The sequence below is a fragment of the Candidatus Poriferisodalis sp. genome (genome assembly GCF_965208895.1).
Taxonomy (GTDB): domain Bacteria; phylum Actinomycetota; class Acidimicrobiia; order Acidimicrobiales; family Poriferisodalaceae; genus Poriferisodalis.
In genome coordinates this window covers 4,388,227-4,402,234 of the sequence record NZ_OZ242363.1, presented here as the reverse complement: position 1 = coordinate 4,402,234, position 14,008 = coordinate 4,388,227, and the positions used below count along the sequence as shown (strand labels likewise).

The window sequence follows — 14,008 nt, the reverse complement described above, 5'->3', positions numbered from 1 at the left end:
CCCTCGTGGTGATATAGCACGACCGATGAAGGCTGGTTCACTCTCTCGGCTCGGCTAGAGGCCGAGCGCGACGGCGGCGCGCTCGGTCTGGGCGTCGGTGTCGCCGTGGCTCAGGCAGAACGCCCTGGCGCGCCTGGTGTAGAGCTGCAGGTCGTACTCGGTCGTGTAGCCGATCGCCCCGTGAACGGTGTGGGCGGCATGGATCATGTCGGCTATCACCTCGTTCGCAAAGACCTTGGTCCCGGCGACTTCGAGAGTCGCGTCGAGCCCCTGGTCGAGCATCCAGGCGGTCTCTGCGACCAGGAGCCGGCAGGCGTCGGTGTTGATGCGCATGTCGGCAAGAGGGTGGGCTACCGCCTGGAAGCTTCCGATTGCCTGTCCGAACTGCTGACGGCTCGATGCGTACTGCGACCCGAGCCGAATCATCCCTTCGCAGCAGCCGACCGCTTCAGCGGTGGCCACGATGGTGGCCGCGTCCAATCCGGCGTCGATGGCTCGCTCCGCGGCGCCGCCGCGGGCCAGGACGCGGTCACCGGGCACGGCCACGTTGTCGAACTCGACGTGGAACAGCGGGTCCCCGCCCGTGGCGCCATGGCGAGCCCAACTGACTCCCTCGGCGTCGCGGTTGACGGCGACGACCGCTGCTTCGCCGTCCGTTGTCGTCAGCGACACAACCAGCACCTGCGCCACCGACGCGTACGGGACCATCGCCTTCGCGCCCGAGATCGTGGCACCGACGTCTGTCTCGGTGAGGATGCTCGACGAGGCAGATCGTTCGTCACGCCCAGCCGCGTCGACCAGTGCGGGCGTGATCACGGCGTCGCTGGTCGCGAGCGTGTTCAGCATGTCGCGGTTCACCGCCGTCGGTTCGAGGGCCTGAAGGAAGGCCGCCGCGAAGCCGGCCGTGGCGACGAGGGGCGTCGATGCGGCAGCCCGTCCGAGCTCCTCGGCCAGCACGCAGAGATCGACGAGTCCTGCACCGCCTCCGCCGATGTCTTCGGGGAGGGCAAGCGCGGTCCAGCCGAGTTCGGCCATCGGGGCCCAGATCTCGGAGTTGACGCCGTCGGCGCTTGCCTCGACCTCTCGAACCGTGTCGGGATCGAGCGAGTCGGACAGAAAGCGCCGGACGCCGTCTCGAATCATCGCTTGCGTGTCGTTGAGCATGAGGTCCATGGCCGTCGCTCCTACCGGGGCAGCCCGAGGCCGCGCTGGCTGATGATGTTCCGCTGGATTTCGTTCGTGCCCATGGCGATCGGCTGCGGGATGCTGTGGACCCAGTGATCGTTCATGAGCCCGTCGAGCGGGGCGTGGCCGTCGCCGGTCTTGAGCTGTCCCCTGGCGCCCATGATGTCGAGACCGATATTGCCGATCAGGATGTTGAGCTCGGATGAGAAGACCTTGCTGACTGCGGGGTCGACGTCGTTGGCGTCGCCCGCCTCCATGGCCGAGACGACTCGGTAGGACAACAGCCTCGATGCTCGGTATCGGGCCTGAAGTCGTACCAGCCCGGACCGCACCGACGGGCGCATGGCCAGCGGCCGGCCGTCGGGGCCGTTCGTGGTTGTCGCATATTCGATCAAAGCGTCGAGCAGCACCTTCACCCGGGCATGGAGCGCAGCCCCAACCCGCTCATGGGCCAGCGTCGCAATCGTGACCCGCCAGCCGTCACCACGCGGGCCCAGCAGGCAGTCATAGGGCACCTCGACGTCGTCGAAGAAGACCTCGTTGAACTCCTGGGGGCCGCCCATCGAGTCGATCGGTCGAACCGTGATCCCGGGAGTGTTCATGTCGACCATGAGCATCGACAGACCGTGGTGCTTGCGCTCACCCGGATCGGTCCGGCACAGCAACAAGCACCAGTCCGCAGCAGTCGCGTAGCTGGTCCAGATCTTCTGACCGTTCACCAAAAAGCACCCGTCAGCGTCGGTCGCCTTCGTCGACAGCGCTGCCAGATCGGAGCCGGCCTCGGGCTCGGAGAACCCCTGACACCACATGACCTCACCCGCAGCCATCGGCTTGAGGAACCGCTCCTGCTGGTCGGCGGTTCCGAACTCCATGAGCATCGGGCCGATGTAGTTGAGGCTCATGTACTGCGGGCCGCGGGGCTCACCGGCCGCCCACATCTCCTCGCGCACCACCATCTGGCTCCACACGTCGGCGTCGACGCCACCGTGGGAGACGGGCCACGACATCGTCAGCCAATCTCGCTCAGCCAACTTCATGCAGAACTCTCGAGTGAAGGGATAGATGCGGTCGTCGTCGTGAAACAGACCGTTCCACCACTCAGGCAGCTCTTTGTCCATGAACGCACGCAACTCCTTCCGAAATTGCTCTGCCTCGGCCGGGAATTCGAACTCCATCCCGTTCCTCCTCAGTGATCGCGGGCCCCATCTTCCCTGGAAACTGCGCGTGGACCTCACGCGTTACTACAGCACGCGGTGTGCCGAATGTGCTCCGCAAGCAGCGCGCCGGGCAAACTTGGCCCATGTCCGACACCTCCGACCATGTCCGGCTCGAGATAGACGGCGCCGTCGCCGTGGTCACGATGGCCAAGCCACCGCACAACCTGCTCAACGGCGCCTTCATCGATCAGCTGATCGGGGCCTTCGAGAGCGCAGCAGACGCCGGTGGCCGCGCAATCCTGCTCCGCAGCGAGATGAAACACTTCTCGGCCGGAGCCGACGTCGACGGGTTCGGATCCGAAGATGGCCGCTCCCAGGACGCCGCCGCCGTCCTCGAACGACTCGAGGGCGTGCCGCTTCCCACCATCGCCGCCGTTCACGGCCTCGCGCTCGGTGGCGGATTCGAGGTCGCCTTGGCCTGCGATTTCATCATCTGTGGGGCCTCGGCCCGACTCGGACTCGTGGAAGCCACCCTGGGCCTGATGCCGTTGCTCGGCGGAGTGCAACGCGTCGTGGATCGAGCCGGCGCGAGCCGCGGCAAAGAGATCGCAATGTTCGCTCGCCGCCACGATCCTGTGCTGCTCGAGAAGTGGGGCATCGTGAACGTCGTGGTGGCCGACGACGAGCTGGGGAATGCGTCACTGTCGTGGGCCCGCCAGTTGGCGACCGGCCCAAACGTCTCCTACGCCGCGATCAAACGCCTGGCTGCCATCACCACCAGCGAGGGTGTGCGAGCCGCTGATGTGGTCCAGGACGAGGCTGCGAAGCCCGTGTGGGCCTCGCAAGACCTCCAGACCGGAATGACCGCCTACGCCGAGACCGGTCCCGGCACCGCGATCTTCCAGGGCCGATGACCGCCCCGCTGGACGGCGTCAAGATCGTCGACTTCACCCGGGTGCTTGCCGGCCCCCATTGCACCAAGCAACTGCGCGACCTGGGCGCATCGGTGGTCAAGATCGAGCCCCCCGCACCGGACACGGGCCGAAGTGGCCAGCCCCACGTCGGACCGATGTCGCTCTACTTCGCCCAGCAGAACAGCGGCAAGCGCGCCATCAGCTTCGACCTCAACTTCGTCGAAGCCCAGGACATCGTGCGCCAGCTGGTAGCCGAGGCCGACATCGTGGTGGAGAACTTCCGGCCCGGCACGCTCGACGGCTTTGGCCTCGGATACCAGGATCTTCTCGCCGTCAACCCGACGCTGATCATGGTGTCGATCAGCGGATACGGCCAGACCGGTCCGTGGCGCAGCCGGCCGGCGTTCGCCCCGACGGTGCAGGCCGAGTCGGGGTTCACAGAGATCATCTCGCGCCACTACGGCGACACGTTGACCTCGGTCGAGAACGACGCGTACAACCACGCCGACGTCTACACCGGCCTCCAGGGCGTGATCGCCACGCTGGCCGCGCTGGCGCACCGCGACCGCACCGGCGAAGGGCAACACGTCGACGTGGCCATGGTGCACTCGATGCTCGCTGTCAACGACCGCGTGAGCTACGAGTTGTCGGACATCGACGTCGAAGGCGAACCGCTGGCCCTCAGCGCCCCTGAATCGCCGGTGTTCGAGCTCCCCGACGGCCAGCTCATCACCATCGCAGCCAGCCCCGTCGCCACATTTGTGTTCCAGCGCTATTGCGCCATGATGCGCCGCAACGACCTGCTGCTCGATATCCGGTTCATCACGCCCGACTTCCGGCGCGAGAACTGGGCCGAGCTGCATGCCGAGATCCGCGATTGGGTGCTGACGTTCCGCACCATCGAAGAGCTCGAGGCCCAGGTCAGTGAGGCTGGGCTGGCGGTGGGCACCATCCGCACGGTGACCGAGATCGCCGAGTCCGAGTGGGCCACCGAGCGTGGCGCCATCCGCGAGGTCGACGATCGTGCCGGGGGCACCGCTCGCGTCCCATCGCCTCCCTGGAAGTTCAGCGCGGGCGAGCTTCCCCCCGCCGGTTTGGCACCATTCCAGGGCGAGCACAACCGCGAAGTCCTGGCGGAGCTGGGGCTGTCCGACGAACAGATCGACAAGTTGCACGACACCGGCGTGATGATCGACAACGTGCCGCCGGGCGTCAGCTGACCGGCGAGGCGGCGAGGGGGAACGCCGTATTGGCTTCTCCTACTGGTCGGGGAGTTCGTTGAACGCCAGACCCCGAGCTGGATCAGGCTCTTTGGGAAGACCGAGCTCGCGCTCACCGATGAGGTTGCGCTGGATCTCGTCGGTACCGCCGGCGATTGACATGCCCTGGGTGAACAGTGCCGTCTTCAGGAAGTGGCCGCCGTCGGGCTGATCCTCGCGGCCGAGCTGTGCGGGCATGCCCTTGCCGGAGAAGCCCAGATCGCGCAGGGTGCGGCACAACAGTGAGTTGCCGAGCTTGCCGAGCGACGGATTCACCTCTCTGGCGCCGTTCCAGTCCAGGACAGCTCGATCGATGTGCGCCTTGGCCAACGCCTGTCGCAGCAGCGGATCGGTTCGATCTTCGTCTTCGAGCAATGATCGGACGACTTGGTCTTTCACGGCTCCTGTGGTGTAGCTGAAACCCGAGATGCCGGTGCTGGTGGCCTGCCTACGCTGCACCACCCCGACAGGCGCCGAGAGGTCGACACCGTTGACGACGTCGCCGCCACCGTCGTGGCCCACCGCATCGAGATCGCGCTCGACGGCCAGCATCGTCATGGCCGCCCGCCAGCCGTTGTTCAGCCCGCCGATCGCATCGTCGTGACGCACGCGGGCGTTGTCCATGAAGACCTCGTTGAACTCGCAATCACCGGTCATGTCCCGCAAGGGGCGAACCTCGACGCCGGGCTGGTCCATGTCGACGCAGAAGAACGAGATGCCCTGGTGCTTGGCCACGTCGGGGTCGGTGCGCGCCATCACGACGGCCCGATCGGCCGTGTGACCGGCGGTTGTCCAGACCTTCTGGCCGTTGACAATCCACTCGTCGCCATCGCGCTCGGCGGTGGTGCGCAGCCCTGCCAGGTCCGATCCGGCGCCGGGCTCGGAGAAGAGCTGACACCAGAGCTCTTCACCTGTGGCGATCTTCGGCAGGTAGCGATCAAGGAGCAGGTCGGGACCGTGTTCGAACAGTGTGGGCGCCACAAGCGTCACCGACACCCCGTTTGGAGGTCCGAACGCGCCGACGTCATCTCGGGCGCGATCGGCTTCCAACGCTTCGAGGTGGCTGAGGCCGCGACCGAAGCGATCGGCCGGCCAGAACGGATAGCCCCATCCGGACTCGGAGATGAGCCGCCACCAGTCCCCCACGGGCATCTCGGCATCCCAGTGAGTCGAGTACCACTCGTGCGCGTCGTCGTAGACCGTCATGTTCGAGCCTGTCCGTCGAGATCGGCGATGGGGCGAGCCTCCGCTGCGACACTACTGCCATGGCCTTAGTCGGGATCTTGGGCGCGGGCCTCAGCGGCGTGGTGATGGGCATCGAGCTCAAGCGTGCGGGCATCGACGACTTCGTCGTCTACGAGAAGCAGTCCGATGTCGGCGGGACGTGGCTGCGCAACACCTACCCCGGACTGCACTGCGACATCCCGTCGCACATCTACTGCTACACCTTCGAGCCCAACCCCGACTTCTCGATGGTGTTCTCGGGCCAACCCGAGATCCAGGCCTACATCCGGTCGTGCGCCGACAAGTACGGCATCGCCGACCACATCCGGCTCAACACCACCGTCGACCGGGCATCGTGGCAGCCTGAGGACGCCTGCTGGGAACTCGAGTTGGCAACGGGCGAACGACTCCGCCACCGCTTCGTCGTCTCAGCCACTGGTGGCCTCACCGAACCCCACTACCCCACCCTCGACGGCTTCGATTCCTTCGAAGGCCTGGTGTGGCACGCCGGGTCGTGGCGCCACGACGTCGACCTCGCCGGGCGTCGGGTCGCGGTGGTGGGCAGCGCGGCGGCCGCGGTTCAGGTCGTTCCCGAGGTGGCGAAGGACGCGACCGAGGTCTTCGTGTATTCGCGCACGCCCAACTGGGTTCGCCCTCGCCGCAACCGCTACTACACCGATGAGGAGAAGGCGGAGCTGTCCACCGACGATGGTTGGCACCGCGCTCGTCGCCAGCAGTACCGCGACAGCATGCTGTGGCAACGGGCGTTCGAGAAGAAGACCGACGCCATCGAGGAGCTGCGCGCTGAGGTCATGGACCAGATGCACGCTGCGATCTCCGATCCGGACACGATCGCCGCACTGACACCCTCGTTCGAGCCGGGGTGCAAACGCATCCTCGTCTCCGACGACTACTACCCCGCCCTGGCGCTGGATCACGTGACGCTCGTTCCGCACGGCGTGACTGCGCTGACCCCGAGCGGCGTGGTCAGCGCCGACGGCACCGAGGTCGATGTCGACGTCGTCATCTTCTGCACCGGGTACAAGCTGGGCGGCCGGGCCGACGGCGGGCCTGCGCTGGAGATCTACGGACGCGACGGCCTTGACCTGCGGACAGCGTTCGCTCGGGCGCCCGAAGCATTCCGGGGAGTCGCCATCCCGGGCTTCCCGAATTGGTTCACCGTCGCTGGTCTCAACGGATCCCCAGGTCATGCTCCGGTGTTCATGACGGCCGAGGTCGCCACCAACTACATCGGCCGCTGGATCCAACACCTGCTCGCCCGCGGCGCGAGCGCCATCGAGGCTCGCCGAGACGCCACCCACGAATGGGCCGAAGCCATCCAAGCGGAGCTGCAGGAGATGAGCTGGGCGGGCGACTGCCCCGGCTGGTACCGCGACCGCAACGGTCGCATCCTGCCGTTCTTCCCCGGCAGCTGGGCCCGCTTCCGTCGCGAGATGCGCAACCTTCACCTCGATGCGTTCGACGTGAGCTGACGCCGACTCACATCACCGAGCGGCGCTGACCTTCACCCGACTACTGCGAGCACATGCTGGCATCGCCCCCAGAGCTGGGCCGCGAAGCCGTTGAAGGAAAGCCACTTGTTTGGATACTCGTATGACTCGGGACCGCTTGTAATGGCTACACATGTGGCGTCAAGCATGCGTTCTTGGTCGAGGCGCTTGAAGGCTGTGGCGTAGCGCTCGGCGTAGCTCATCCCGTCGAACAACGGGTCGGCCTTCATGCCCGCGGGCACCGCCTTCCCACCAAGGAGGTGCTTCGGATCGGTGGTCTTCGTCGTCTCCTCGACAATCATCAAGTAGCCGACCCATGGCCTGAGGCCCGAGATCAGGAGCCCACGCTCGTGGGACTTCCAAACGTCTGCCGCCTGGCCGATGGCTTCCTCAACCCGATTGTTGAAGTTGTTCGCCAAGCTCGATCCCTGCGACTTGGCTTCGACGATAGCGAGAGCGTGCCCTTGGTACTGGAGTACGACATCCCAGGACTTCGTCTCCCGGTAGAAGCCCGGGAGGTACAGCGTGTCACTCGGAGCAGGGTCAGGCTCGATCCCAGCGTCCTCGACCACCTGCCGAATCAGCAGCTCGAACGGCGACATGTGTTTGCCGGCCCGGACGGAACCGCTAGTGCCGCCGTCGCTTCGTCCCGCGAGATTGGCCGCCGCCTGCTGGTCGTTCTTGATCATCCAGAAGTCCTGGATGGCGGCGGCGAACGCCTCTTCGTAGTCGGGCACGGCCGGGGTCATCAAGGTTCCGTGCGTGCTACTACCGACTGGGCCAACCGGCGCGCAGGGTCCACTCCGTAGAGCGGCCACGCGGCGACGGAGGCCGCCGGTCGGTCCCGCGAGCGAAACGCTGAGCGAAGGTCCTCGCTCACCGAGTCTGAAAGCGTCTTGGGGTCCGGTACCCGGATTTTCCGTAGGTACTGGGCCTGAAAGCGGTAGGTGCCACCGCGCATCTTGACGCAGTACGCACCGACCAACAGGTTGGCGACATCGGAGAGCAGAAGGCCGCCGAGGACTTCGAGGTCCCACTCCTCGGAAACGACGAAATACAAGTTGTGATGCGGGTAGTACGCGCCCGGATCGAACACGGGGTGAGCGGCAGCCTTCATATCCGGTAACAGGAGCTTCGGACGCGCCTGGAGACTCGGATCGACCTTGTCGATCGTGCGATGCCAATTCTCGGGTTGCCGCTTCGCCACGTGTCGGGCACGGACGCGGTCAGCATGCGACTCGAGGTATCTGGCCATGCCGGGGAAATCGGCCAAATCGACGAGCCTGCCGTCCTCCCAAGGGTTGACCAAGAACTGGCCGCCCCAGGCGGGTTCACCGTCCGCAACATCTGAGGCAGTCAACAGCGGCAGGAGCCGGCTGGATTCGACTCCATCTGCCCGGGCCGTCACGAAGACGTCATCACATCCGGTCGCGACCCCGATACCGACCCGGGTTCCGGTTCGCCGGTCTTCGATAGGTGCGAAGTGCTCTTCGAGGAAGGCTATCAGCTCGAGATCGTGCGGCGCTCCCGCCGGCCAATGCGCCCCACTGGAGAACCAAGTTGGCAGCTCGGCAACCTTGAATGAATCGTTAGACCGCGGGGGATCAGCGTCGGGATTCGAGAGCCAGGCCACCACCTGCTCGGTATCGGCGGCACCGAACGAAGCCGACGTGTCGACAACCTTGGCGGATCCTTGAGGACCGTTGCGTAAGACAGTGATGGCGGGGTACGCCGCTACCGGGTCCTCAAACGCATCGACGTCGTGCAGTACGACCAAGCTGTCGATGGCGTAGTTGTCGACTACAAGCGAGCGGAGGCGTTCGCCGTACTGATTCCGCATCCAGCGATCAGCGCAAATGAACGCGAGCCGCCCATCCGGAGCGAGCACCGAGAGACCTCGCTCGTAGAACCCGACAAAGACGTCGGCCCGGCCGCGCATCGTCGGCAGTTCCCGACGGTAGGCAGCACTTACCTCGGTCGGCACCTCTTCGAGACGGATGTAAGGCGGGTTGCCGACAACGAAGTCTGCCTGGAGGCCCCGGTGGTCGGCGAGGAGGAAGTCGTCGGTGCGGACCCACTCCCCAGAAAGTCGCTCGGCAACGTCGTTGGGCTCCCCCATCATGAGCAGCGTGTCCATCACCGCCTTGCGCGTGTACTCCGCATTGTGCTCGAGAAGGTCGAACCCCCAAATAGCGCCTGCCATGTCGCGCAGCCGTCTGCCATAGCGTCCGCAGGATTCAGCGAGTCGTTCCACGATTGGGACGATGAACGCACCGCACCCACACGATGGCTCAACAACCGTCGCAGCGCCAAGGTCCTCGTCGACCCGGTAGCCCACCAGATCGAGGATTAGCTCGACGACCCAACGGCGGGTGAACACTTCGCCGTGCTCCCCACCAAGGTGCGGCGTCCAGTTCGGCCTCTCCGTCGTTACATGCATCAACGCCAGTTGCGAAGCCCGGCTCACTCGACCCTTCTCCGCCGAATCCAAACTACAACCCTGTGATCCCATGCGGCGGCACGCTACTGAAGTCCTGTAACAACTATCCCCAGACGACCGGGCCGATCGATTTCGTTCCCGACCTCTTCGAAGCCGCTCCATCGCTCCGTCCGCAGGACCCAGCAAGAGCGGTCCGAGGACGGCGAACCTCATGCGCCGATCGGCGGCGGCTCCTCGCCCGGTCGATGGGCCATGTCTGCGAGATCGCCGAGCCAGGCCGCATTGCCGAGGCCACAGCTCCCGGCGAGCACGACATCCTCCTGGCCGTCGTCGTCGTGGATCGGGTTGGGGATTCCCTTGGGTGGTGGGTCGTGCGTTGCGATGCGCTCGCCCCGCCACACGCCGGTCGGCCGGGTCACGCCAGGAAGTCCCGCAGCGCAGCAGCCATCTCGCTGCGCACGTAGGCACCGGTGGCGATCACGTCGACCGCGGACCGGGTGGGCGCTGCTGGGCGCCGGCCTCGCTGCAGCTGTAGTCGATGCTCTCCACGTCGCACCGGGCGCCGGGATAACGATTCCAGTACCAGGTACCGTCGACGCCATCACCGGTCTCGAATCCTTGCGCCGACAGCCCCATGCCCCGCAGCTTGTGCAGCAGGTAGAGCCCGGCCATGCCGGCTCCAACCACCACAACGTCGACATCGCTCCGATGCTCGCCCATCATGATCCCCTCAGCCGTTCTCGACCTGATTCTCGTCGGTCTCGGCTGCACCGTCGCGATTGACCGGAGCGGAGCGCCTCAGCGCGAGCGTCACTGACATCTCTTCACCTCAGCCCAAGGCCTTGATCAGCGACCCGATCTCTTCAGCGGCCCGGTAGCGGGACGCGAAGCTCGGCAGCACCATCAGCTGGTCGAGACCGGCCGCCTCGAGCTCGCCGACCTTCTCCACCAACTCATCGAGCTGACCCACGATGCATGCCGCCCCGATGAGCTCAGGTGTCGCGAACTGGACCTCGTCCGGGTGCAGATAAGTCCCGTGGCCGGCATGGATCCGGTAGTGGCGTTCGGCCTCGGGACTCTGCTCCACCAACGCGACATAGTCGTCCCACACCCTGCGGAGGTGCGGCGGCGGATCCACCCCGAACTGGCGGAAACGCTCATAGGCATAGTGAAGGCCCATCACCGCCATCGGTCCGCATTGCTCGATCACACGATCCGAGGTGAGGTCCTCACCGGGCTCGAGCACCGCCATCGCGGTCAAAGTCGTCAGCTGAAAGCCACTTTCGTCGAACTCCCGACCGGCGCCGGCCGCGCCGCCAGCGGCGTTCGCCCGGCAACGCTCAACTGCGCTGCGCTTGGGCGGCACCGCAGCGATCAGACCGTCGCCATAGGCACCGGCAAGGGCCTGTCCCTTGGGCCCGAACGCCGACACGTGAATCGGGACCGGATCCGTCACGTTGACGAACCCAAGCTCGGCCATCTGGAAGGCCACATCGGTGGTCTTACCCTTGTGAGTGAACGGTGCCTCCTCGCCGCTGAGCAGTCGACGGGTGGTGTCGAGAAAGGCCTCGAACTCGACCAGTCGAGCCGGCTTGCGTGCCATCAACCGCCACGCGGTGAAGCCGTTGCCCACGCCCAAGAACGTTCGACCGGGAGCCAACACATTGACCGTGGCAATGCTGTGGGCCGTCACCGGCGCAATCCGCGTATCGACTACCGACACACCAGTACCGAGCTTGATCCGCTCAGTCCGGTCCGCCGCCAGCGCCATGCACGAGTAGCAGTCAGACCACAGCATCTGCGAGTCGGCGAACCACGCCGCGTCGAACCCCAGAGCCTCAGCCCGAACCACCAGATCGATGTCGTCGATCTTCGAATGCAGACAAATCCCGAACTCCATCGTGCCCCCTCGCTCAGTCGCCCAGCACAGGTCTAGACCGGACGCAGCGTGCGAGTCGAGTGAGGTGGATCAGTCCAGCAGTTCCACGTCCGGGAAATCAGGACCCTGCCACTCGCCGATCGGGCGCATGCGGGTCTCCGCCGGACCTGACGCGTGTACTAGCGAGTGTGTCGGAGGGGGGACTTGAACCCCCACACCCTTTCGGGCACTAGATCCTTAATCTAGCGCGTCTGCCAATTCCGCCACTCCGACTGAAGGCCCGAAATTGCTGGCTGCGCAGCCATTTCGGAGCGCATCAGCATAGCGCTGAAGCCTGGTCTGTTCGGCGGGGGTCAGGCCTCGCCGATCGCCGTTGCCAGGGCGTCCAGGCTCACTGGATTGAGCTCGCCACGCCACGACCACACGACGATGTCGACCCCGGCGTCGAAGAAATCCTGCGCTCGGGCCACAGCTTTGTCGATGTCGCCGTCAGTCTCGAATCCGAGGTGCACCGACCGGTCGATCTCGGCTTCGTCACGCCCGACTCGCTCACAGTGCGCCCGCAGAACGTCGTCGAGCTCCCGCCATGCAGCGACGTCGGCGGGGAAGGTCATGTCCCATTGGTCGGCGTACTTCGCGGCGGTGCGCAGGGTCCGCACCCGTCCCTGACCGCCGATGACGATCGGGATGCGCTCCTGGATGGGCTTGGGCTCGCACCACGCATCGGTCAACTCGAAGAAGCGTCCCTTGTGGGTGGTCGTCGTTTCCGTCAGCAGCTTGACGACGACCTCCATGCCCTCTTCGAGCCGGTCGGAGCGGTCGCGCAGCGGACCCAGGTCGATGCCGTATGCATCGCTCTCCATGAAGTTCCAGCCGGCACCCATGCCCAGCTCGAAGCGGCCGCCCGAGATGTGATCGAGCGTCGCAGCCATATTGGCCGTGACCGCCGGGTGACGGTGATGCATGCCGTTCACCATGGCGCCCAGGCGGATCCGGGTCGTCGCCTGTGCCAGGCCCGCCAGCATCGTCCAGCCCTCCAGGTTCGGACCGTCATACGGCGGTGCCAAGGGATAGAAGTGATCCCAGTTCCACGCCGACTCGAAGACCTCGATCTCGTCAGCCGCCTGCCAGATGGCGAGATACTCCGGCCAGGTGGCGTGGTGCGGAGGGGTCTTGATGGCGTGACGTCCCATGGGGGCTCCTTGTCTCGTGCGACCAGAACGATACGGGGCCGATGTGTGGTGAACTCGCGGTCGTGACTCGGTCGGGAAGAGGCTCTGGCTGTGGTTGACGCGGCAGACCTGATCATCCGCAATGCCCGCTTGATCGACGGAACCGGTGCCCCGTCGACACATGGCGACATCGCAGTCGGCGACGATCGGATCGTCGGCTTGGGCGATCTCGGCCATGCCGGAGCCGCAGTCGAGATCGAGGCAGGCGGCCAAGCAGTGGCGCCCGGCAACGAGATTGCGTCCATGCGGCACCGCTTGGAGCAGGCGCTGGAAGCGGGCGCCATCGGCCTGTCGACGGGTCTCTACTACGCCCCGGCTGCAGCCGCTCCGACCTCGGAGATCATCGAGCTGGTCACCGCAGTGCGGGCAGCGGGCGGCATCCACACGACCCACATGCGCGACGAAGCCGACCGCGTCACCGAGTCGATGGACGAGGAGGATGTGCGCCGGATCCTGGCCTATCCGGGCACCATGATCGGCTCGGACGGCCTGCCGCACGACGAGTTCCCGCACCCCCGCCTGTGAGGCACATTCCCTCGAGTGCTCGGCCACTATGCGCGCGATCAGGGACTCTTCTCGTTGGAGACCGCAGTGCACAAGATGACGGGGCTGCCCGCACGGCGATTCGGTCTGGCGGATCGGGGCGTGCTGGAGGCGGGTGCCATGGCCGACCTCGTGCTCTTCGACCCGCAGACGGTGATCGACACCGCCACCTTCGAGCAGCCGATGCAGCCAGCCCGCGGCATCGAGCTCGTCATGGTCAACGGCAGGACGATTTGGCGGGACGGCGCCAGCACGGGCGCACGGCCGGGGCGGGCGATCAGGCGAGGTGCAGGGGTCTCGTCGCTGCCGGGCGGGTCAAAGGCCCGTGGCCGCTAGGCGAGGAGCAAGCCCAGTATCAACGTGGTGAAGCCGAATGAGACGGCGACCACCACCGTGATGCGGCTGAGGTTCTTCTCGGCAACGGTCGAGCCCGCAGCGGTAGATCCCACGCTGCCGCCGAACATGTCAGAGACGCCGCCGCCACGCCCGCTGTGCAGCAGCACCAGGCCGATCAGCCCGAAGGCGGACAGCAGGTGAATCCCGCCGACAATCCACGTCATCACGGGCAATGAGGCTACCGGCGCACTGGCGCAGCACCCATGGCAAGGAATAACGCAGCGAACACAGTGTGGGTTCTGCGGTGCTCGCAGCAGTCAACAGGAGG

At 65.8% G+C, this 14,008-nt stretch carries 12 protein-coding genes, 1 tRNA gene and 2 pseudogenes; 4 read left to right on the top strand and 11 right to left on the bottom strand.

The annotated features are described in order from the left end of the window. Positions 1-54: 54 nt before the first annotated feature. A complete protein-coding gene (locus ACOGJB_RS19645) occupies positions 55-1,173 on the bottom strand; it encodes an acyl-CoA dehydrogenase family protein (RefSeq protein ID WP_419838756.1) in 1,119 nt (372 codons plus the stop codon). 11 nt (positions 1,174-1,184) lie between these two features. Beyond that, on the bottom strand, positions 1,185-2,360 hold the full coding sequence (locus tag ACOGJB_RS19640) for an acyl-CoA dehydrogenase family protein (protein WP_419838755.1): 1,176 nt from the start codon (positions 2,358-2,360) through the stop codon (positions 1,185-1,187). Between the two features lie 125 nt (positions 2,361-2,485). Here ACOGJB_RS19640 and ACOGJB_RS19635 point away from each other — a divergent pair, with 125 nt between their 5' ends. Both ACOGJB_RS19635 and ACOGJB_RS19630 read left to right on the top strand, forming a co-directional pair. Beyond that, complete coding sequence (locus ACOGJB_RS19635; RefSeq protein WP_419838754.1) at positions 2,486-3,256, top strand: enoyl-CoA hydratase/isomerase family protein; 771 nt, start codon at positions 2,486-2,488, stop codon at positions 3,254-3,256. After that, on the top strand, positions 3,253-4,476 hold the full coding sequence (locus ACOGJB_RS19630; protein ID WP_419838753.1) for a CaiB/BaiF CoA transferase family protein: 1,224 nt from the start codon (positions 3,253-3,255) through the stop codon (positions 4,474-4,476). The genes ACOGJB_RS19635 and ACOGJB_RS19630 overlap by 4 nt, the downstream gene beginning before the upstream one ends. 39 nt (positions 4,477-4,515) lie before the next feature. Here the strand turns inward: ACOGJB_RS19630 and ACOGJB_RS19625 are convergent, their stop codons facing one another. After that, a complete protein-coding gene (locus ACOGJB_RS19625) occupies positions 4,516-5,721 on the bottom strand; it encodes an acyl-CoA dehydrogenase family protein (RefSeq protein WP_419838752.1) in 1,206 nt (401 codons plus the stop codon). A 59-nt stretch (positions 5,722-5,780) separates the two neighbouring features. Here ACOGJB_RS19625 and ACOGJB_RS19620 point away from each other — a divergent pair, with 59 nt between their 5' ends. Further along, a complete protein-coding gene (locus ACOGJB_RS19620) occupies positions 5,781-7,232 on the top strand; it encodes a flavin-containing monooxygenase (RefSeq protein ID WP_419838751.1) in 1,452 nt (483 codons plus the stop codon). A 32-nt stretch (positions 7,233-7,264) separates the two neighbouring features. Here ACOGJB_RS19620 and ACOGJB_RS19615 read toward each other — a convergent pair whose 3' ends face one another. From ACOGJB_RS19615 to ACOGJB_RS19585, 7 genes and pseudogenes are all read right to left on the bottom strand, one after another. Next, positions 7,265-7,999 (bottom strand): PaeR7I family type II restriction endonuclease, encoded by a 735-nt coding sequence (locus ACOGJB_RS19615; RefSeq protein ID WP_419838750.1) that lies wholly within the window; start codon positions 7,997-7,999, stop codon positions 7,265-7,267. Next, the gene (locus ACOGJB_RS19610) at positions 7,999-9,690 is read right to left on the bottom strand and encodes an Eco57I restriction-modification methylase domain-containing protein (protein WP_419838749.1); all 1,692 of its coding nucleotides are present in this window, start codon (positions 9,688-9,690) and stop codon (positions 7,999-8,001) included. Before ACOGJB_RS19610 ends, ACOGJB_RS19615 begins: the two co-directional genes overlap by 1 nt. Positions 9,691-9,899: 209 nt before the next feature. After that, the gene (locus ACOGJB_RS19605) at positions 9,900-10,109 is read right to left on the bottom strand and encodes a hypothetical protein (protein ID WP_419838748.1); all 210 of its coding nucleotides are present in this window, start codon (positions 10,107-10,109) and stop codon (positions 9,900-9,902) included. A gap of 103 nt (positions 10,110-10,212) precedes the next feature. After that, positions 10,213-10,413, bottom strand: a pseudogene (locus tag ACOGJB_RS19600) (NAD(P)-binding protein); the annotation flags it as partial. A 106-nt stretch (positions 10,414-10,519) separates the two neighbouring features. Next, positions 10,520-11,590, bottom strand: a complete 1,071-nt coding sequence (locus tag ACOGJB_RS19595; RefSeq protein WP_419838747.1) for an LLM class flavin-dependent oxidoreductase — start codon at positions 11,588-11,590, stop codon at positions 10,520-10,522. Positions 11,591-11,758: 168 nt separating this feature from the next. Beyond that, positions 11,759-11,842, bottom strand: a tRNA-Leu gene (locus ACOGJB_RS19590). A gap of 80 nt (positions 11,843-11,922) precedes the next feature. Further along, the gene (locus tag ACOGJB_RS19585; protein WP_419838746.1) at positions 11,923-12,762 is read right to left on the bottom strand and encodes a TIGR03560 family F420-dependent LLM class oxidoreductase; all 840 of its coding nucleotides are present in this window, start codon (positions 12,760-12,762) and stop codon (positions 11,923-11,925) included. A gap of 84 nt (positions 12,763-12,846) precedes the next feature. Between ACOGJB_RS19585 and ACOGJB_RS19580 the strand changes: the two are divergent. Continuing rightward, positions 12,847-13,680 (top strand): annotated as a pseudogene (locus tag ACOGJB_RS19580) (amidohydrolase family protein). Here ACOGJB_RS19580 and secG read toward each other — a convergent pair. Further along, positions 13,677-13,904 carry a preprotein translocase subunit SecG gene (gene secG, locus ACOGJB_RS19575; protein ID WP_419840780.1) on the bottom strand — a complete coding sequence of 76 codons (228 nt, stop codon included), beginning with the start codon at positions 13,902-13,904 and terminating at the stop codon, positions 13,677-13,679. The pseudogene ACOGJB_RS19580 and the gene secG overlap by 4 nt on opposite strands. Positions 13,905-14,008 lie beyond the last annotated feature (104 nt).

What these genes read in the sequence shown, in the direction of transcription:
- ACOGJB_RS19645 (WP_419838756.1), bottom strand. Translation starts at nt 1,173, where the DNA reads ATGGACCTCATGCTCAACGACACGCAAGCGATGATTCGAGACGGCGTC.
- ACOGJB_RS19640 (WP_419838755.1), bottom strand. Translation starts at nt 2,360, where the DNA reads ATGGAGTTCGAATTCCCGGCCGAGGCAGAGCAATTTCGGAAGGAGTTG.
- ACOGJB_RS19635 (WP_419838754.1), top strand. Translation starts at nt 2,486, where the DNA reads ATGTCCGACACCTCCGACCATGTCCGGCTCGAGATAGACGGCGCCGTC.
- ACOGJB_RS19630 (WP_419838753.1), top strand. Translation starts at nt 3,253, where the DNA reads ATGACCGCCCCGCTGGACGGCGTCAAGATCGTCGACTTCACCCGGGTG.
- ACOGJB_RS19625 (WP_419838752.1), bottom strand. Translation starts at nt 5,721, where the DNA reads ATGACGGTCTACGACGACGCGCACGAGTGGTACTCGACTCACTGGGAT.
- ACOGJB_RS19620 (WP_419838751.1), top strand. Translation starts at nt 5,781, where the DNA reads ATGGCCTTAGTCGGGATCTTGGGCGCGGGCCTCAGCGGCGTGGTGATG.
- ACOGJB_RS19615 (WP_419838750.1), bottom strand. Translation starts at nt 7,999, where the DNA reads ATGACCCCGGCCGTGCCCGACTACGAAGAGGCGTTCGCCGCCGCCATC.
- ACOGJB_RS19610 (WP_419838749.1), bottom strand. Translation starts at nt 9,690, where the DNA reads ATGCATGTAACGACGGAGAGGCCGAACTGGACGCCGCACCTTGGTGGG.
- ACOGJB_RS19595 (WP_419838747.1), bottom strand. Translation starts at nt 11,590, where the DNA reads ATGGAGTTCGGGATTTGTCTGCATTCGAAGATCGACGACATCGATCTG.
- ACOGJB_RS19585 (WP_419838746.1), bottom strand. Translation starts at nt 12,762, where the DNA reads ATGGGACGTCACGCCATCAAGACCCCTCCGCACCACGCCACCTGGCCG.
- secG (WP_419840780.1), bottom strand. Translation starts at nt 13,904, where the DNA reads ATGACGTGGATTGTCGGCGGGATTCACCTGCTGTCCGCCTTCGGGCTG.